The following is a 16,802-nucleotide window of genomic DNA, read 5'->3' as shown; positions in this document are numbered from 1 at the left end:
GACAATCGTTATCAATAGCCGCTACCGTGTGGGCACCCCGACCGTCCGGCCTCGGACCTAGATTGGCTCCCCACCGTGAAGACCCGCACCCTCCCGCTCGCCGCCCTGCTCGGCGCCTCCGTCCTCGCCCTGACCGCGTGCTCCGGCACCGGTGCCGCGTCCGACGCCGCGACCGACGGGCTCGTGCAGATCGTCGCCTCGACCGACGTCTACGGCGACCTCGCCGCGAGCGTCGGCGGCGACCTCGTCGAGGTCACCAGCATCATCGACAGCCCCGACAAGGATCCGCACGAGTACGAGGCCACTGCGCGCGACCAGCTCGCGCTCTCCGGCGCCGCGCTCGTGATCGAGAACGGCGGCGGCTACGACCCGTTCATCGAGACCATGCTCGACGCCTCCTCCTCCCACGCGCCCGTGATCACCGCCACCGTCTCGGCCGGCCTCGAGGACGAGCACGACCACGAGCACGAGGGCGAGGAGGCCGATGCCGCCGACGACGGCCACGAGCACGCCGCGTTCAACGAGCACGTCTGGTACGACCTCGACGCGGTCCGCGACGTCGTCACCGTGATCGGCGACCAGCTCTCGAGCATCGACCCCGGCAACACCTCGACCTACACCGCGAACGTCGCGACCCTGAACGAGCAGATCGACGCCCTCGTCGAGCGGGAGGCGTCGCTGAAGGGCGCTCTCGGCGGCCGCTCGATCGCGATCACCGAGCCCGTCCCGCTCTACATGACCGACGCGCTGGGTCTCGTGAACGCGACTCCGGAGGCGTTCAGCGAGGCGGTCGAGGAGGGCACCGACGTGCCCGCGACCACGCTCCAGGACACCCTCGCCCTCTTCCCGGGCAGGGCCGTCGACGCCCTGGTCTACAACGAGCAGACCGAGAGCGCCCAGACCGACGCGCTGCTCGACGCCGCCGAGGCGGCCGGCGTCCCGGCCGTCGGCGTCACCGAGACGCTGCCCGACGACGCCGGCGGGTACGTCGGCTGGATGACCGCGAACCTCGACGCCATCGAGGGAGCCGTCTCGTCGTGACACAGGACGACCCGACCTCGGGGCCCGTCTCCTCGGAGGCGGGCCCTTCGGTGCTGCAGCTGCGCGGCGCCGGGCTCCGCTTCGGCGACCGCGAGCTGTGGAGCGGCGTCGACCTCGACGTGCAGGCGGGCGAGTTCGTCGCGGTGCTCGGCGCGAACGGATCGGGCAAGACGAGCCTGCTGAAGGCCGTGCTCGGCCAGCAGCCGCTGAGCGAGGGCGAGCTGCGCGTCCTCGGTGCGCCGGTGCACCGCGGCAACCGCCGCATCGGATACATCCCGCAGCAGAAGCTCGCCGACGACGGCACTCCGCTGCGGGCCCGCGACCTGATCGGCCTCGGGATCGACGGCCACCGCTTCGGCCTCCCGCTGCCCTCGCGCTCGCGGCGCGCCCGGGTCGACGCGCTGCTCGAGGCGGTCGGCGCCACCGCCTTCGCCGACGCCCCCATCGGCAGCCTGTCCGGAGGCGAGCAGCAGCGCGTCCGCGTCGGACAGGCCCTCGCGGGCGATCCCGCGCTCCTGCTCTGCGACGAGCCGCTGATCTCGCTCGACCTCGCGCACCAGCGCGCGGTGAGCGAGCTGATCGACCGGCACCGCCGCGAGCGGGAGCTCGGCGTCCTCTTCGTCACGCACGACGTGAATCCGGTGCTCGGGATGGTCGACCGCGTGCTGTACCTCGCCGGCGGCAGGTTCCGCGTCGGGACCCCCGACGAAGTGCTGCGGTCGGAGGTGCTCAGCGAGCTCTACGACGCGCCCGTCGACGTCATCCGCGCCCGCGGCCGCGTGATCGTGGTCGGCGCCCCCGACCACAGCCACGCCCACGAGCACGAGCACGAGCAGAGGGAGGAGCGCGCATGACCGACGACGTCTGGTCGCAGATCTTCGACTTCTCGGACTACGGCGCGCTGCTCGCGCTGCTGATGAACTCGGTGATCGCCGGGGCCGTCCTCGGTGTCGTCGGCGGGCTCATCGGCGTCTTCGTGATGTCGCGCGACATGGCCTTCGCGGTGCACGGGATCAGCGAGCTGTCGTTCGCGGGTGCCTCCGCGGGGCTCCTGCTCGGCGTCGGAGTCGTGCAGGGCTCGATCATCGGCTCGCTCGTGGCGGCCCTGCTGATCGGGCTGCTCGGCGCGCGGGCGCGCGACCGCAATTCGATCATCGCCGTGCTGATGCCTTTCGGCCTGGGCCTCGGCATCCTCTGCCTCGCGCTCTACCCGGGCCGCAGCGCCAACAAGTTCGGCCTGCTGACCGGGCAGATCGTCGCCGTCGACGACCCGCAGCTCGGCTGGCTGATCGCGATCTCGATCGTGGTCGTCATCGGGCTCGCGCTGATCTGGCGCCCGCTGACCTTCGCGAGCGTCGACGCCGACGTCGCCGCGGCACGCGGGATCCCGACGCGCGCGCTGTCGATCGCCTTCATGCTGCTGCTGGGCCTCGCGGTCGCCGTCTCGGTGCAGATCGTCGGCTCGCTGCTCGTGCTCGCGATCCTGGTCACTCCTGCCGCCGCGGCGCTGCGCCTCTCGGCGTCGCCGGTCGTGGTGCCGCTGCTCAGCGTCCTCTTCGCCGTCGGCGCGCTCGTCGGCGGCATCCTGCTGGCGCTCGGCGGCTCCGTGCCGATCAGCCCCTACGTGACGACGATCTCGTTCACGATCTACGTGGTCTGCCGGATCATCGGACGCAAGGGCGTCCGACGGACCGCGCGTCTCGGGGTGGGCGCGTAGCGTGGGTCGGGTGGAGAAGAAGGACGGAACGCCGGTGGTCAAGCGCAACACGTGGCAGCGCGAGGCCGTGCGCGAGGCGCTGACCGGGCGCGACGACTTCGTGAGCGCGCAGGGGCTGCACAGCGCGCTGCACGCCTCCGGATCGCCGATCGGGCTCGCCACGGTCTACCGGGCGCTGTCGGACCTGGCCGGCGAGGGCGAGGCCGACTCGCTGCAGTCGCCCGAGGGCGAGAGCCTCTACCGGGCCTGCACGCCGGGCACGCACCACCACCACCTGATCTGCCGGCGCTGCGGGCTGACGGTCGAGATCGCGGCCGACGAGGTCGAGACGTGGGCCCGCTCCGTCGCGGCGCAGCACGGCTTCACCGAGGCGCACCACGTCGTCGACGTGTTCGGCTTGTGCGCCGACTGCACGCGCGCCCTGGCCTGACCGCCCTCTAGCCGACCGTCACGATCGGCGGGACGGAGCGGCGCGCCTGGCGGAGCCAGACGAAGAAGCCGGTCAGCGTGAACGCGCCGTAGAACACGTACATCAGCCCGGAGGCGTAGTAGCCGGCCGAGAACAGCAGCGGCACGCCGACCAGGTCGACCGCGACCCAGATCAGCCAGAACTCGACCCAGCCCTTCGCCATCCCGTAGGTGGCGAGCAGCGAGCCGACGAAGATCCACGCGTCGCTCCACACCGGCTCGTACGAGCCGAGGGCGCGGAACACCGGAGTGAGCACTGCCGTGCCGCCGATCATGCCCAGCACGAGCAGGCCCCGCGTGCGCCAGGAGGCCCACCGCGGCTCGATCGCGGCCGTCGCCGCCTCGGGTCGGTGGGTCCAGCGGTACCAGCCGTAGACGCTGACGATGATGAACATCACCTGCCGCCCGGCCTGGCCGAGCAGGTTCACGGGGTTCGGAGTGTCGAACAGTGCGCCCATGAACACGGTGAAGAGCAGCACGTTGCCGATCAGCCCGACCGGCCACGCCCAGACCTTCCGGCGCATACCGCCGAGCGCGCTGAGCAGGCCGAAGACGTTGCCGATCACCTCGCGCCAGAGGATCGTCTGGTCGCCGATGACGAGCTGCGCGTCGAACAGCCAGCGCACGATGTCCATGTGATCCCTTCGGGACGGTGTCGGTTGCCCCAACGATGGCGGAGTGCCGGGCATTCCGTGATCAGGCGCGGCCCTTGTTCACTTTTAGCGCGGAAAGGCAAACAAGGACTACCGTTGTTCACATGTCCGCCTGGCCCGCTCTCGACCACGAGTCGGTGCCGTGGACCTCGCAGCTCCGGCGCGACGATCTGACGCGACGGCAGTGGGACGCCAGCCGAGGCCCGTACACCGCCTCGATCCCGCCGCGGATCGCGGACGTGCCGGTGCAGATCAGCCCTGCCGTCGCGGCGGAGGCGGCCGACGCCTCCGCGCTGCTGACCCGCTTCGACGCAGAGCTCGGCGCGTCCGTCCTGCCGTTCGCCTCGATACTCCTGCGCAGCGAGTCGGCGTCCTCCTCGCAGATCGAGAACCTGACGAGCGGCGCACGGGCGATCGCCGAGACCGAGCTCGGTGAACGCGACACCGGCAACGCCGCCCTGATCGTCCGCAACGTGCGGGCGATGACGGCGGCGCTCGCGCTCACCGACGGCATCGACTCCGACGGCATCATCGCGATGCACGCGGCGCTGCTCTCGGGTCACGCCCCCGAGCTGACCGGCGCCTACCGCTCCCAGCAGGTGTGGATCGGCGGATCGAGCGTGAGCCCGCACCAGGCGGGTTTCGTCCCGCCGATCCCCGAGCGTGTCCCGGCGGCCATGGACGACCTGATCGAGTTCATCGCACGATCCGATGTGCCCGCGCTCGCTCACTCCGCGATCGCGCACGCGCAGTTCGAGACGATCCATCCGTTCCCCGACGGCAACGGACGCACCGGTCGAGCGCTCGTCCAGGCGATGCTCCGGACAGCCCGGCTCACGCGAACCGTCACCGTGCCGGTGTCGGCCGGGCTGCTCCATGACGTCGACGCCTACTACGCGGCGCTCGGTCGGTATCGAGAGGGCGACGTCGACGCGATGGTGCTGGCGTTCAGCGATGCCTCGGTCTTCGCGGTCCGCAGCGGACGGGAGCTCGCCGAGGACATCGAGGGGATCCGAGGCACCTGGCGGGACGCGCTCGCGGGGCTCCGGTCGGATCACTCGGCCAGGCGCGTCGCCGATCTCGCGCTCGAGCAGCCCGTCCTCTCGGGTCCCGTGGTCGGCTCGCGACTGGGCATCTCTGCTCCGGCTGCGTATCGAGCGCTGGATGCGCTCGTCGAGTGCGGGGTCCTGCGTCCGGCCGACTCGCACCGGCGCAATCGGATCTGGATCGCCGACCGGATGATCGCGGCGCTCGACGCCTTCACCGAGCGGGCTGCGCGCAGGCGCATCGCCGGCGGAGAGCCGCGCCCGTAGGCTGGCCCGATGACCTCTCGGGTGCGCCTGCTGCTGGCGTCGTCGCATCCCGGGCCGACCGTCACCGTGACCGTGCTGGCGACCGTGATCGCCGTCGCCTCCGGCCACGCTCCCGGGATCGTGCTCCTCGTCGCGCTCGCCGTCGTCGCCGGGCAGCTGTCGATCGGCCTCGCGAACGACTGGATCGACGCCGACCGCGACCGGGCCGTGGGCCGCACCGACAAGCCGGTCGCGCTCGGGCGCATCAGCGTGGGCGAGGTGCGGGCGGCCGCCGTCGGCACCGCGGCGATCGCCGTCGTGCTCTCCCTCTTCCTCGGGCCGATCGCCGCTGCGGCGCACCTGGTGCTCGTCGGCGCGGGATGGGCCTACGACGCCGGGCTCAAGCGCACGGCCTTCTCGGTGGTGCCGTTCGTCGTCGCGTTCGGCCTGCTGCCGGTCGTCGCGGTCTCGGCGGGCGGCGACCAGCTGCCGGCCGCGTGGGCGATCGCGACCGGAGCGGTCTTCGGCGTCGCGATCCACTGCACGAACGTCCTGCCCGACCTCGTCGACGACGCGGCGACCGGCATCCGCGGGTTCCCGCACCGCCTCGGGCTCCGGCTGTCGGGCATCGTCGCGTTCGGCTCGCTCGTCATCGCGGCGGTGCTCGTGCTCGTCGGCCAGGTCGTCGGCGACGAGCCGGTGCGCGGCGGCGGAGTCGCCCTCGCGGTCGCCGGGACCGTGGTCGTGATCGTCCTCGCGGCCGTGGGCATCCGCCTGGTGCTGACGGGGCCGCCGAGCAGGACGCTGTTCCGGCTGGTGATCATCGCGTCGCTCGTGCTGGTGGTCGAGCTCGGCCTCTCGGGCGCACGCCTGGTGGCCTGAGAGCTCAGGACCAGCGCATCGCGTAGACGCGGGCGAGCAGATCCGCGGAGGGGAGCGCCAGCGCCGCCCGGAGCCCCGCCTCGCGACTCACGCGGGCGACGCCGCGAACCGGGCGCCCCAGCGCCATGTTCGCCTCCGCCTGGCGCGCCGCCCGGCGCGCGACGACCGTGCGGCGGCGGGCGAAGTCGGGCCACGGCCCGGCGGCACCACCGCGGACGGCGTCGGTGAGCAGGGGAGCGAGCTCGGCCGCGTCGAGCCAGCCGAGGTTCATGCCCTGGCCGCCGATCGGGCTGATCTCGTGGGCGGCGTCGCCGATCAGCACCACACGGCCGATCCCGATGCGGTCGGCGGTGCGGCGCCGGACGCCGAAGCCGCTGGTCATGGTGCAGGTCGCCGGATCCGGCTCGGCGCCGGTCCGCGAGCGCACGACGGCCGCGAGGGCCGCCGCTACCTGCGGATCCGCGCCCCCCGACGGATCCTCGAGCGGCTCGGCGCCCCGGAGCGCCACGTACCGGCGGCGCGCGCCCGGCAGCGGGAACGACTCCACGACGCCGTCGGGGCCGACGTCGACCAGGGCCGACGACTCCCGCGACGCCGGCTCCGGATCGGCGAAGTCGCCCATCACGTAGCGGTCGGCGTAGTCGCGGCCGCTGGTGCCGATCCCGAGCAGCTCCCGCACGGTGCTGCGCGCCCCGTCGGCGCCGACGACGAACGACGCGCGGATCGACACCGTCCCGCCGCCCTCCGAGGCGCCCGTGACGTCGACGTGGTCGCCGGAGCGCTGCAGGCCGGTGATCGCGACGCCGGTGCGCAGGGCGCCGGGGGAGGAGGCCCGCAGCCGGTCGCGCAGGATCGCCTCCGAGCGCGACTGGTCGAGCGTGACGACGTAGGGATGCGTGCTCGAGGCCCGCGCGAACGACAGCGTGCCGAGGGTGCGACCGCGGCTCCGGGCGACGCCCTCGCGCACGCGCACGCCCTCGGCGAGGATCGGATCCGCGGCACCCACGGCGGCCAGGGCGTCGAGCGACGGCGGGTGGATGCCGATCGCGCGCGACCCCGACGGCACGGCGGTCCGCTGCTCCCAGACCGTCACGTCGACGCCGTTCGTCGCGAGCAGGGCGCCGAGGAAGACCCCGACCGGTCCGCCGCCGACCACGAGCACGTCCGTCCGTGATGCCGTCATGGTCCCGAGCCTACGGAGCGGAGGCGGATCAGGACTCGGGTTGCGCTCGGCGCCACCAGCGTCGTCGAGTCGGCGGCGGAGGCGGGGCCGGGAGCGAGCGCGCCGCCCGCCGCTCGGACCATGCGGCCACCTCCGCCTCGACGTCGCGGAGCGCGGTCACGACGGGCGGTCCGCCGAGGAGCTGCCGACGCGCCTCGACGACGCGGCGGTTGAAGTCGACGAGCGCCGCGCGCACCTCGGACTCGCGGACGAGGCGGTCGAGCTCGCCGTCCAGCCGGCGGTCCTCGGCGCGGAGGAGGAACGCCGCGGGTCCGAGACCGGTGAGGTTCTCACGCTCGATCTTGCGGCGGATCCACCAGTCGGGATCGTGGCTCTCGCCGAGACCCTCGAGCGGCTTCCCCGCGCCGGGCAGCCCGTCGAACTCGCCGCGCCGGATCGCCTGCTGGATCGCGGTCTCGATGAAGGCCGCTCGTTCCTGGGCGTCCTCGGGGATCGACGGCGGGCGCTCCTCCTGCTCGGCCACCGCTGTCAGGCCTCCGCCGGGAAGCCCGGGAGCCCGTCGATGCTCCGCGCGTTGCGGGTCGCGCGGTACTCGGCCATGCCGTCCGGGCCCTTCTTCTCGGCCTGCAGGCGGAGGAGGTCGCGCTCGGCGGTCAGCTCCATCACCGGGACGCCCCAGCCGCACGCGTCGCTGATGCGGGTGAGTGCGACCGTGATGACGGCGCGGGTGCTGGGGTTCTCGGGGTGTTGCGCCACGACCTCGTCGAACTCGGGCGAGCCGGGCAGGTGGACGGAGCCGAGCCCGTGCAGCCGCACGATCCGCGGGCGGCTCCCGAAGGACGAGAACATCAGGCACACGCGCCCGTTCTCGCGGAGGTGCGCGATCGTCTCGACTCCGCTGCCGGTGTAGTCGACCCAGCCGACCCGGTGAGGCCCGAGGACCGAGAACGAGTCGAGGCCGCGCGGCGAGATGTTGACGTGACCCTCGGCTCCGAGCGGCGCGGTCGCGACGAACCACATCGGCTGCTCACGGATCCAGCTCGTCAGGTTCTCGTCGAGGGAGTCGAAGATCGCAGCCACCTCTCGAGGGTAGGACGTCGGAGTCGGCGAGCGGCAGTGTCAGGCCTGCGGCGGTGACTCGTCCCGCCGGCGGCCGAGCAGCAGGCCGGCGGAGAAGGCCAGCACGAGCGCTCCGAGCACCACGAGTGCTCCGGCGGTCGCGAGGCCGCGGGTGACGACGAAGGCGTCGGAGGGCGAGAACGTCGTCTCCGAGAGCGGCGCGTACGCGAACCAGCCGAAGCTGACGGCGCTCGGCGTCGTGACGCCGACGACCGCGCCGATCACGATGAGGGCGACGCCCGCTGTCGGGAGGATCCAGTGCAGGAGCCGTCTCACGCGACGGCCTCGGGGACGGCGACTCGGCGCGCGCTGGTGAGCGGAGGGCGCCGGGAGCTCTGCACTCCGGCGATGAGGACGACTCCGAGGATCGCGATCATGAGCGGTTCGCCGAGCGAGAGCGCGGCCGTCGCGAGCGCGATGCCGGGAGTCGGCTCGTCGCGGGGCATCGTCTGCATCAGAGCGGAGCTCAGCGCGCCGAGGAGTAGGGCGCTGCCCGCGACGCGACGCCAGGTGCCGACGACGAGGCCGCTCGCGAGAGCGCCGATCGAGAGGGCGGCGATGCCGAGTGCCAGGAGCGCGGCGTCGGCCGCGACGGACGGGTCGAGGGCGAAGGGCAGCAGGCCGGAGTCGTGCGGCTGCCAGAGCCTCGCCGCCACCGCGAGCAGGATCCCGGACGGCACGCCCAGCCACCGCCAGACGCCTCCGCGACGGCTGACCGCGATGCCGACGAGGAGCCAGCCGAGCCCGGCGAGGGCGGTCAGAGCCAGAAGATCGAAGGCGGACGAGTCGGTGCGGAAGACGAGGGCGCCCCCCGCCGCCTGCACACGGTCGCCGCCGAACTCGACGGCGATCGCGAGCCCCCGGACGCCGCAGACGACGAGGATCAGCCCCGCGGCGGTCGTCAGCCGGTAGCCGCGACTCATGCGGGGAGGAACACCCCGGCCGCGCGGTCCTTCACCACCGAGCCGGCCGGCAGCACTCGGCCGCTCATCGCGATGTAGACCCCCGGCGGCAGCAGCTGGACGGCGGCGACGGCGGCGCCGAGGTTGAAGGCGGCGTCGCTGTCGCGCATCCGCGCGGGCTGCATCGCCCCGGTGAGGACGACCACGCGGTCGCGCACGGTCCCGATCGCCTCGGCCGACGCCGTCATGGTGTCGGTGCCGTGGGTGATCACGATGCGGTCCTCCTCAGCGCCGAGCACCCGCTCGCGCAGCAGCGCGCGGTCGGCGTCGTCGAGGTCGAGGCTGTCCTTCGCGAGGACCCGCTCGACGCGGAACTCGAGCGTCGACAGGACGGGCTCGAGCAGGCGCGGCGCGGTCGGCTCGCCGATCTCGAGCTCGCCCGCGAGCGAGTACTCCTTGTCGATCGTGCCGCCGGTGGTGAGGAGGAGGATGCGGTCTGTCACGCGCTCAGACTAGGACGAGCCTCGGACACCGGCGCGGGATCGCGCCTGCGGGCCGGCTGCCCGCTCCGAGCACGTTCGTGCGAAAACGCCCGGACGCCCGGGGCGCCTCCGCCGGGACCGCCACGATGGAAGCCATGTCGACTTCCGCGATCCCCGTCCTCCGCACCGGCGCCAAGGTGCTCCTCGGCTCCGCTCTCCTCTTCGCCGGGGTGAGCCACCTGACCCGGGCGAGGGAGGAGTTCCAGGCGCAGGTGCCCGAGTGGGTGCCGCTCGACAAGGACACCGTGGTGCTCGCCTCCGGAGTCGTCGAGATCGGCCTGGGCGCGTCGCTCGTGCTCGCGCGCCGCCGCGCCCCGCTGGCGGGAGCGGCCGCGGCGGCCTTCTTCACGGCGATCTTCCCGGGCAACATCTCGCAGTGGCTGACCCGCACGAGCGCCTTCGGCCTCGACACCGACCGCAAGCGCGCGGTCCGACTGCTGTTCCAGCCCGTGCTCGTGGCGTGGGCGCTGTGGTCGACGCGGCGGCCCCAGCGCTGATCCGCCGGGCGGGCGCTCAGGAGGCGGGGACGAGGTTCCAGCGGGCGGTCAGCAGCTCGAGCCCCCTGTCGAAGACCGCCGACCACGCCGTCTTGTCGTGGGCGCTGTCCGGGACCTCCATGTAGGTCGCGTCGATGCCCGCGGCCTTCGCGTCGGCGTAGAGCGTCTTGACGCCCGCGACGAACGAGGTGTCGTCCGCTCCCACTCCGAACAGGGCGAAGCTGTCGGCGTAGGGCGCGTTCTCCGCGAGGATGCTCGCGGGCTTGGCCGCCTCGTAGGCCGCCGCGCTGCCGCCGAAGCCCTCCTCGACGGTGGTCGCGTCGTCGCCGAGGGTCGGCGCGATTTCTCCCGAGGCGACGATGATGTTGCCGAACAGCTGCGGGTAGCCCGCGCCGAGCTGGATCGCGCAGGTGCCGCCCTGCGAGAGGCCGCCGATCGCCCAGTCGCTCGCGTCGCTCTCGACCGGCAGGTGGCTGCGGATCCAGTTCGGCACGTCGACGGTGAGGTACGTCGCCGAGTTCCCCAGCGGGGAGTCGACGCACATCGGGTTCGCCGACGGGTCGCCGAGCTGATCGGGCGAGACCACGATCGGCGCGAGTCCGGCGTGCGCGGCGGCGTAGTCGTCGAGCGACTTCTGCAGGTTCTCGGTCGAGAGCGGATCGGAGGGGGAGCCCGGCTGCCCCGAGAGCATCACCATCACGGGCAGGAGCGGCGGGTCGTCGACGAGCGCGGCAGGGGGCAGGTAGACCACGGCGTCCCGGGCGGCGAACGTCGAGGTGGTGCCCGGGATGCTCACGGTCGAGACGGCGCCGACGGACGGCATCCCGGCGGGGGCGGTCCACTCCGCGAGACTGGGGTGGTCGCCGCTGGGGACGGCGATCGGATCGCTGATCGTCGGGTAGGGGCTGATGCCGAGCGCGCTGCGCACGGTCGGGTACTGCCCGAAGTCGATGTTCACGGTCATCGCCGCCGTCGCGATCACGAGCACGCCGACCCCGAGAGCGGCGACAGCCCGGCGCAGCCGCCGGGTGCCCAGCGCATGGAGCAGCACGACGGCGACCAGCAGCAGCCCGCCGAGACCGAGGCCGACCCAGACGCGGGTCACCGGGGTGAAGTCCACGCCGAACGGGCCGTCGGTGCCGTCGAGCAGGGCGGCGAGGGCGGCTCCGGCGAGGGTGCCGGTGACGAGGGCGGCGGCGGCGAGCACGAGGCGCCGGCGCCGGCCGTGGCGGTGGGCCCTGGCGAACGCGGTCGTCAGCAGGAGGAGGGAGAGCCCGGCGACCGCGTACACGCCGATCACGAGGGGGCCCGACACGAGGCTGAGCCCGAGGAGTGCGTTCATGCGTCGGTCCGGTCGTCGAGTCGTCGGAGCGCCGCGACCCGCGGCGACGGTCAGTCTCGTCCCGCTCTCTGGAGGAGATCTGGACGTTTCCTGGGGAGGATGCGGCGCACACTCCGCCGCTCAGCGCCATCCTCCTCCCCAGGCGCCGATTCTCCGACAGGCCCACAGACCCGGCGCAACCCCGCGCGCGGCCGCACCGGCCCGCCTAGCGTGGAAGAAGAAGACGCACCCTCACGAAGGAGCTCGACCCATGACGCAGAACCGCCGCCCCGCACCCCTTGGAGAGTCCGCATGAGCCGCGGTGTCGCGGTCGTCACCGGAGGCACGGCCGGTCTCGGCCGGGCGACGGTGCGCGAGCTCGCGTCGCGCGGGTGGGACGTCGCCGTGCTCGCACGCGGCGAGGACGGCCTCGCCGCCACGCTCGCCGAGATCGAGCAGGCCGGGCGGCGCGGGCTGGCGATCCCGACCGACGTCGCCGACCGCGAGGCCGTCGAGAGCGCGGCCGACCGCGTCGAGTCCGAGCTGGGCCCGATCGACCTGTGGGTGAACGACGCCATGGTCGGCGTCTTCGGCGAGTTCCTCTCGACCGAGCCCGCCGATTTCGAGCGCGCGGTGGCCGTCAACTTCTTCGGCTTCGTCAACGGCACGCGCGCCGCCCTGTCCCGGATGACGCCGCGCGACCGCGGCCACGTCATCCAGGTCGGCTCCGCGCTCGCGCACCGGGGCATCCCGCTCCAGGCCGCCTACTGCGCCTCCAAGTTCGGCGCGCGCGGCTTCACCGAGTCGGTCACGGCCGAGCTCCTGCACTCCAAGAGCGCGGTCAGGCTGTCCGAGGTCGACATGCCGGCGCTCAACACGATCCAGTTCAACTGGGTCAAGTCGCAGCTGCCGCACCACCCGCAGCCGGTGCCGCCGATCTACGAGCCCGAGGTGGGGGCGATCGCGATCGCCGACGTCGCCGACAAGCCGCGCCGGCGCACCTGGGTCGGCGAGCCGACGGCCGGGACGATCCTCGGCGATCGCTTCGCCGGCGCCTTCATGGACTGGTTCCTCGCCCGCAGCGCCTTCGACGGCCAGCAGGCTCCCGACAAGAAGGAGCCGATGCTGCCCAACAACGTCTACGAGCCCGTCCCGGGCGACCACGGGGCGCGCGGGCTGTTCAGCGACCGTGCGCACACCATGACTCCGCAGATCTGGATGATCAGGCACCGCGCGATCAGCTACGCGGGCGCGGCCGTCGCCGTCGCCGCGGGCGCCGTCGGGGCCGTCGCGGCGCTGCGGAGGAAGTGAGCATGGTCGACGCCGTCGTGGTCGGAGCGGGGCCGAACGGGCTCGCCGCCGCCGTCACCCTCGCCAGGGCCGGGCTCTCGGTCGCCGTGCTCGAGCGCAACGACACCATCGGCGGCGGCGCGCGCACGTCCGAGCTGACGCTGCCCGGGTTCCACCACGACGTCTGCTCGGCGGTGCACCCGATGGCGCTCGCCTCCGAGTTCTTCCGCCGCTTCGCGCTCGATCAGCGGATCGACCTCCGCGTCCCCGAGATCTCCTACGCGCACCCGCTCGACGGGGGTCGGGCGGGCATCGCCTACCGCGACATCGAGCGGACGGCCGGGCGGCTCGGGCGCGACGGCGCGGCCTGGCGCTCGCTGATGGCGCCGCTCGCCGAGCGCGCCGACCGCGTCGCCGGCTTCACCAACGATGCACTGCTGCGCGTGCCGACCGACCCGGCGACGATCCTCCGCTTCGGCCTGCGCGTGCTCGAGCAGGGGTCGCCGCTCTGGAACCTGCGCTTCAGCGAGGAGGTGGCGCCGGCGATGCTCGCGGGCGTCGCGGCGCACGCGATCCGCCCGATGCCGAGCCTCTCGACGGCGGCGGCGGCCCTCGCGCTCGGCTCCTACGCGCACGCCCGCGGCTGGCCCGTGCCGATCGGAGGCAGCCAGGCCATCGTCGACGCGATGGCCGACGATCTCCGCGCCCACGGCGGCACGATCGAGACCGGGGTCGAGGTCACCTCGCTCGCGCAGCTGCCCTCGGCGAAGGCGGTGCTGCTCGATCTCACTCCCGACGCGCTGCTCGGCCTCGCGAGCGACCGGCTGCCGAGCGCCTACGCGAAGGCCCTCCGCCTGTTCCGCTACGGCAACGGAGTCGCGAAGGTCGACTTCGCGCTCGACGGACCGGTCCCGTGGACGAACCCCGAGGCCGCCCGGGCGGGCACGCTGCACGTCGGAGGCACGCGTGCCGAGATCGCCGCCGCCGAGCGCGACGTCGCCCAGGGCCGGCACAGCGAGAACCCCTACGTGCTCGTCGCGCAGCCCTCGCTCGCCGATCCGGGCCGGGCGCCCGCGGGCAAGCACGTCCTCTGGGCGTACACCCACGTCCCGCGCGACTCTCCGGCGCACCAGCGCGAGGCGATCACCGCGCAGATCGAGCGCTTCGCCCCTGGGTTCCGCGACCGGATCCTCGCCGCCTCCTCGATGACGGCGCGCGACATGCAGGCCTACAACCCCAACTACCTCGGGGGCGACATCGCCGCCGGGGCGGCCGGGGTCGCCCAGCTGATCTCACGCCCCGTTCCCTCAACCGATCCCTGGCGCACCCCCGCGAAGGGCCTCTACCTCTGCTCGTCCTCGACCCCGCCCGGGCCGGGCGTGCACGGGATGGGTGGCTGGCACGCCGCCCGGAGCGCGCTGCGCCACGAGTTCGGCATCCGGACGACGCCCGATCTGGCACCCTGAGGAAGGAGCACCCGCTCGCCGAGCGCAGTCGTCACGACCGTCTGCGCCGGGATCCTCACGACAAGGAGCCCGCGATGTCCCGCAACACCCGCGTCATCCACTGCCCACCCGAGTCCGTCTTCGCGGTCTTCGCGAACGGATGGCTCTTCCCCGGCTGGGTGGTGGGGTCGTCCAGGATGCGCGAGGTCGGCCGCGACTGGCCGCACATCGGCTCGAAGCTGCACCACTCGTTCGGAGCCTGGCCGCTCGTCATCGACGACGAGACCACCGTGCTCGAGTGGGACCCGTCGCGCCGCTTCCTGATCCAGGCGGCCGGCTGGCCGATGGGCGAGGCGCGGGTGCTGCTCGAGGTCGAGGAGCACGCCCGCGGCTGCCGGGTGCGCATCCACGAGACCGCGGTGAAGGGGCCGGGGACGCTGATCCCCAAGCCGCTCCTGCACTCGTTCCTCTGGATCCGCAACATCGAGACCCTGAGGAGGCTCGCGCACATGGCCGAGGCGGGCGCCAACGGGCGCACCCTCGAGCCGGCCGCACTCGCCTCGCCGCGCGACCGCGAGGGAGTGCCGACGAAGAAGCGCGTCCTGCCCCGCCTGCTCGGCACGATCGCCTCGGTGGCGATCGGATCGCTCGCGTTCCGCGCGGCGATCGCCGCGGTCAGGCGCGCGCGCGACTAGCGCTCAGACGATCCGCTCGATGAGCCGCACGTGGTGCACCGCCACCCGGGTCGGCTCACCCGCGAAGGCGGCCTCGCGCTCGGGGGAGACCAGGTACACCGACTCGATCTCGGCGAACGCCGCGGCGTCGCCCGGGGCGCTGACGGCCCAGACGAACTCGTTCACCTCGCGGTCGGCGTAGGCGAACTCGATCCGGAATCCGTTCGCCTCCCGGGCCGGGACGATCTTCGCGCGGTACCAGGCGAGGAAGTCGTCCATCACCCCGTCCACCAGCTCGTAGCGGCGGAGTTGAATGGTCCGGGACTCGTCGTTGTCGCTCATGCGGTCGACGCTACCCGAGGCCCCCGCACACCCACCCACCAACGCCCGAGGAGGCACTCCCTGGATCCCCGCCGTCAACGCGCGATCGCCTTCCTCGTCGCGGGCTGCTTCTTCATGGAGAACCTCGACGCCACGATCGTCACCACCGCGGCCCCCGCGATCGGCGCCGACCTGGGCGTCGACTCCGCGGCCGTCGCCATCACCGTCACCGCGTTCCTCCTGACCGTCGCCGTCCTCATCCCCGCCTCGGGCTGGCTCAGCGAGCGCTTCGGGGTGCGCCGCGTCTTCACCCTCGCGATCGCGATCTTCACCGTCGCGTCGCTGCTCTGCGCGCTCAGCCCGACCCTGCCGCTGCTGGTGGCCGCGCGTGTGCTGCAGGGCGTCGGCGGGGCGCTGATGGTGCCGGTCGGCCGACTCGCGGTCCTGCGCGTGACTCCTCGGGAGGGGATCATCCGCGCCATCGCGATCCTCGTCTGGCCCGGCCTCGTCGCGCCGATCCTCGCGCCGTTCATCGGCGGTCTGCTGACCACCTACGCCTCCTGGCACTGGATCTTCCTGATCAACCTGCCGCTCGGCGTGGTCGCGTTCGTGATCGCGCGGCGGATCATCCCGGCGACCGCCGAGGAGGCGCCGCCGCCGCTCGACGTCGTCGGCCTCGTGCTCGTCGCGATCGGCCTGGGCGCGCTGGTCGGCGCCTCCGGACTCGTCTCGGCCGACTCGATCGACCCGCTGGCGCTCGCCCTCGCGGTCGGAGGCGCAGCCGTCACCCTGGTCGCGGTCCGGCACCTGCTGCGCACGCCGCACCCGCTCGTGCGCCTCGACGCGTTCCGCTTCTCGACCTTCCGCGTCGCCAACGCCAGCGGATCGCTCTACCGCGCGACCATCAGCGCCGTGCCGTTCCTGCTGCCGCTGCTGTTCCAGGACGCCTTCGGCTGGGACGCGGTGCAGGCCGGGTCGGTGGTGCTGGCGCTGTTCGTCGGCAACCTCGCGATCAAGCCCGCGACGACGTGGCTGCTGCGCACCGCCGGGTTCCGCGCGGTGCTGGTCGTCTCGAACGTGGTCGGGGTCGCCTGCATGGCGGCGATGGCGTTCCTCACCACGGACGTCCCGATCGCGGCGATCGTCGCGCTTCTGGTGCTCAGCGGCGTCGCGCGGTCGGCGGGCTTCACCGCCTACAACACCGTCACCTTCGCCGAGGTCCCGCCCGAGGGGATGTCGGGCGCGAACACGCTGAGCGCGACGACGCAGCAGGTCGCCGCCGGCTTCGGAGTCGCCGCGGGCGGCATCGCGCTGGCCGTCGGGTCGGCCTTCGGCCCCGGCCTCGTGCCCTACCGGTTCGCGTTCCTGGCGATGGCCGCGCTCACCCTCGTGCCGCTGGTCGCCGCCGCCCGGCTGCCCCGTGACTCCGGGAGCGCTCTGACCGGGTGACCTGAG

Annotated in this window: 20 protein-coding genes; 11 read left to right on the top strand and 9 right to left on the bottom strand. The window is 73.2% G+C overall.

Annotation, left to right across the window (positions count from 1 at the left end; all coding sequences use genetic code 11):
• Positions 1 to 75 precede the first annotated feature (75 nt).
• The 4 genes from GRS96_RS00255 to GRS96_RS00240 are packed head-to-tail and all read left to right on the top strand — an operon-like array spanning position 76 to position 3,188.
• A complete protein-coding gene (locus tag GRS96_RS00255; RefSeq protein ID WP_159987401.1) occupies positions 76 to 1,041 on the top strand; it encodes a metal ABC transporter substrate-binding protein in 966 nt (321 codons plus the stop codon).
• The gene (locus GRS96_RS00250; protein ID WP_204162005.1) at positions 1,038 to 1,895 is read left to right on the top strand and encodes a metal ABC transporter ATP-binding protein; all 858 of its coding nucleotides are present in this window, start codon (positions 1,038 to 1,040) and stop codon (positions 1,893 to 1,895) included. Before GRS96_RS00255 ends, GRS96_RS00250 begins: the two co-directional genes overlap by 4 nt.
• A complete protein-coding gene (locus GRS96_RS00245; RefSeq protein WP_159987400.1) occupies positions 1,892 to 2,758 on the top strand; it encodes a metal ABC transporter permease in 867 nt (288 codons plus the stop codon). The genes GRS96_RS00250 and GRS96_RS00245 overlap by 4 nt, the downstream gene beginning before the upstream one ends.
• 34 nt (positions 2,759 to 2,792) lie before the next feature.
• Positions 2,793 to 3,188 (top strand): Fur family transcriptional regulator, encoded by a 396-nt coding sequence (locus GRS96_RS00240; RefSeq protein ID WP_159853309.1) that lies wholly within the window; start codon positions 2,793 to 2,795, stop codon positions 3,186 to 3,188.
• Positions 3,189 to 3,195: 7 nt separating this feature from the next.
• Here GRS96_RS00240 and pnuC read toward each other — a convergent pair whose 3' ends face one another.
• On the bottom strand, positions 3,196 to 3,861 hold the full coding sequence (gene pnuC / locus GRS96_RS00235; protein WP_159853185.1) for a nicotinamide riboside transporter PnuC: 666 nt from the start codon (positions 3,859 to 3,861) through the stop codon (positions 3,196 to 3,198).
• Positions 3,862 to 3,983: 122 nt separating this feature from the next.
• Between pnuC and GRS96_RS00230 the strand changes: the two genes are divergently transcribed.
• Together GRS96_RS00230 and GRS96_RS00225 are read left to right on the top strand one after the other, a co-directional pair.
• Positions 3,984 to 5,192: a Fic family protein gene (locus GRS96_RS00230; protein WP_159987399.1), complete on the top strand. Its 1,209-nt coding sequence runs from the start codon at positions 3,984 to 3,986 to the stop codon at positions 5,190 to 5,192.
• Between the two features lie 9 nt (positions 5,193 to 5,201).
• The gene (locus GRS96_RS00225) at positions 5,202 to 6,053 is read left to right on the top strand and encodes a UbiA family prenyltransferase (protein ID WP_159853181.1); all 852 of its coding nucleotides are present in this window, start codon (positions 5,202 to 5,204) and stop codon (positions 6,051 to 6,053) included.
• A gap of 4 nt (positions 6,054 to 6,057) precedes the next feature.
• On the opposite strand, the gene GRS96_RS00220 is transcribed toward GRS96_RS00225, so the two are convergent.
• The 6 genes from GRS96_RS00220 to GRS96_RS00195 are packed head-to-tail and all read right to left on the bottom strand — an operon-like array spanning position 6,058 to position 9,760.
• Complete coding sequence (locus GRS96_RS00220) at positions 6,058 to 7,236, bottom strand: FAD-dependent oxidoreductase (protein ID WP_159987398.1); 1,179 nt, start codon at positions 7,234 to 7,236, stop codon at positions 6,058 to 6,060.
• A 28-nt stretch (positions 7,237 to 7,264) separates the two neighbouring features.
• Entirely contained in the window at positions 7,265 to 7,768 is a 504-nt protein-coding gene (locus tag GRS96_RS00215; RefSeq protein ID WP_159853307.1) for a J-domain-containing protein, read from the bottom strand.
• The gene (locus GRS96_RS00210; RefSeq protein WP_159853177.1) at positions 7,765 to 8,316 is read right to left on the bottom strand and encodes a pyridoxamine 5'-phosphate oxidase family protein; all 552 of its coding nucleotides are present in this window, start codon (positions 8,314 to 8,316) and stop codon (positions 7,765 to 7,767) included. The genes GRS96_RS00215 and GRS96_RS00210 overlap by 4 nt, the downstream gene beginning before the upstream one ends.
• 39 nt (positions 8,317 to 8,355) lie before the next feature.
• The gene (locus GRS96_RS00205; protein ID WP_159987397.1) at positions 8,356 to 8,631 is read right to left on the bottom strand and encodes a hypothetical protein; all 276 of its coding nucleotides are present in this window, start codon (positions 8,629 to 8,631) and stop codon (positions 8,356 to 8,358) included.
• Positions 8,628 to 9,278 (bottom strand): hypothetical protein, encoded by a 651-nt coding sequence (locus GRS96_RS00200; RefSeq protein WP_159853173.1) that lies wholly within the window; start codon positions 9,276 to 9,278, stop codon positions 8,628 to 8,630. Before GRS96_RS00200 ends, GRS96_RS00205 begins: the two co-directional genes overlap by 4 nt.
• On the bottom strand, positions 9,275 to 9,760 hold the full coding sequence (locus GRS96_RS00195) for an asparaginase domain-containing protein (protein WP_159853171.1): 486 nt from the start codon (positions 9,758 to 9,760) through the stop codon (positions 9,275 to 9,277). Before GRS96_RS00195 ends, GRS96_RS00200 begins: the two co-directional genes overlap by 4 nt.
• Before the next feature lie 134 nt (positions 9,761 to 9,894).
• On the opposite strand from GRS96_RS00195, the gene GRS96_RS00190 reads away from it, so the two are divergent.
• Entirely contained in the window at positions 9,895 to 10,296 is a 402-nt protein-coding gene (locus GRS96_RS00190) for a DoxX family protein (protein ID WP_204162004.1), read from the top strand.
• A 16-nt stretch (positions 10,297 to 10,312) separates the two neighbouring features.
• Here the strand turns inward: GRS96_RS00190 and GRS96_RS20770 are convergent, their stop codons facing one another.
• Complete coding sequence (locus GRS96_RS20770) at positions 10,313 to 11,638, bottom strand: alpha/beta hydrolase (protein ID WP_159987396.1); 1,326 nt, start codon at positions 11,636 to 11,638, stop codon at positions 10,313 to 10,315.
• Positions 11,639 to 11,929: 291 nt separating this feature from the next.
• On the opposite strand from GRS96_RS20770, the gene GRS96_RS00180 reads away from it, so the two are divergent.
• The 3 genes from GRS96_RS00180 to GRS96_RS00170 all read left to right on the top strand — a co-directional run bounded on the left by GRS96_RS00180 (position 11,930) and on the right by GRS96_RS00170 (position 15,047).
• Positions 11,930 to 12,928, top strand: a complete 999-nt coding sequence (locus tag GRS96_RS00180; protein ID WP_159853168.1) for an SDR family oxidoreductase — start codon at positions 11,930 to 11,932, stop codon at positions 12,926 to 12,928.
• A 2-nt stretch (positions 12,929 to 12,930) separates the two neighbouring features.
• The gene (locus tag GRS96_RS00175; RefSeq protein WP_159987395.1) at positions 12,931 to 14,373 is read left to right on the top strand and encodes a phytoene desaturase family protein; all 1,443 of its coding nucleotides are present in this window, start codon (positions 12,931 to 12,933) and stop codon (positions 14,371 to 14,373) included.
• Between the two features lie 74 nt (positions 14,374 to 14,447).
• A complete protein-coding gene (locus GRS96_RS00170; RefSeq protein ID WP_159987394.1) occupies positions 14,448 to 15,047 on the top strand; it encodes an SRPBCC family protein in 600 nt (199 codons plus the stop codon).
• Between the two features lie 3 nt (positions 15,048 to 15,050).
• Here the strand turns inward: GRS96_RS00170 and GRS96_RS00165 are convergent, their stop codons facing one another.
• Positions 15,051 to 15,368, bottom strand: coding sequence for a hypothetical protein (locus GRS96_RS00165; RefSeq protein ID WP_159853166.1), 318 nt, complete (start codon positions 15,366 to 15,368; stop codon positions 15,051 to 15,053).
• Here GRS96_RS00165 and GRS96_RS00160 point away from each other — a divergent pair.
• Entirely contained in the window at positions 15,336 to 16,796 is a 1,461-nt protein-coding gene (locus GRS96_RS00160; protein ID WP_442966216.1) for an MFS transporter, read from the top strand. The genes GRS96_RS00165 and GRS96_RS00160 overlap by 33 nt on opposite strands.
• The last annotated feature ends 6 nt before the right edge of the window (positions 16,797 to 16,802 follow it).

Source organism: Rathayibacter sp. VKM Ac-2803 (assembly GCF_009807175.1).
Lineage (GTDB): Bacteria > Actinomycetota > Actinomycetes > Actinomycetales > Microbacteriaceae > Rathayibacter.
This window is presented reverse-complemented; position numbering and strand designations above follow the sequence as displayed.

Coding starts and splice junctions, on each gene's coding strand:
- GRS96_RS00170 (WP_159987394.1), top strand. CDS start 14,448: ATGTCCCGCAACACCCGCGTCATCCACTGCCCACCCGAGTCCGTCTTC.
- GRS96_RS00230 (WP_159987399.1), top strand. CDS start 3,984: ATGTCCGCCTGGCCCGCTCTCGACCACGAGTCGGTGCCGTGGACCTCG.
- GRS96_RS00180 (WP_159853168.1), top strand. CDS start 11,930: ATGAGCCGCGGTGTCGCGGTCGTCACCGGAGGCACGGCCGGTCTCGGC.
- GRS96_RS00245 (WP_159987400.1), top strand. CDS start 1,892: ATGACCGACGACGTCTGGTCGCAGATCTTCGACTTCTCGGACTACGGC.
- GRS96_RS00220 (WP_159987398.1), bottom strand. CDS start 7,236: ATGACGGCATCACGGACGGACGTGCTCGTGGTCGGCGGCGGACCGGTC.
- GRS96_RS20770 (WP_159987396.1), bottom strand. CDS start 11,638: ATGAACGCACTCCTCGGGCTCAGCCTCGTGTCGGGCCCCCTCGTGATC.
- GRS96_RS00175 (WP_159987395.1), top strand. CDS start 12,931: ATGGTCGACGCCGTCGTGGTCGGAGCGGGGCCGAACGGGCTCGCCGCC.
- GRS96_RS00165 (WP_159853166.1), bottom strand. CDS start 15,368: ATGAGCGACAACGACGAGTCCCGGACCATTCAACTCCGCCGCTACGAG.
- pnuC (WP_159853185.1), bottom strand. CDS start 3,861: ATGGACATCGTGCGCTGGCTGTTCGACGCGCAGCTCGTCATCGGCGAC.
- GRS96_RS00225 (WP_159853181.1), top strand. CDS start 5,202: ATGACCTCTCGGGTGCGCCTGCTGCTGGCGTCGTCGCATCCCGGGCCG.
- GRS96_RS00190 (WP_204162004.1), top strand. CDS start 9,895: ATGTCGACTTCCGCGATCCCCGTCCTCCGCACCGGCGCCAAGGTGCTC.
- GRS96_RS00200 (WP_159853173.1), bottom strand. CDS start 9,278: ATGAGTCGCGGCTACCGGCTGACGACCGCCGCGGGGCTGATCCTCGTC.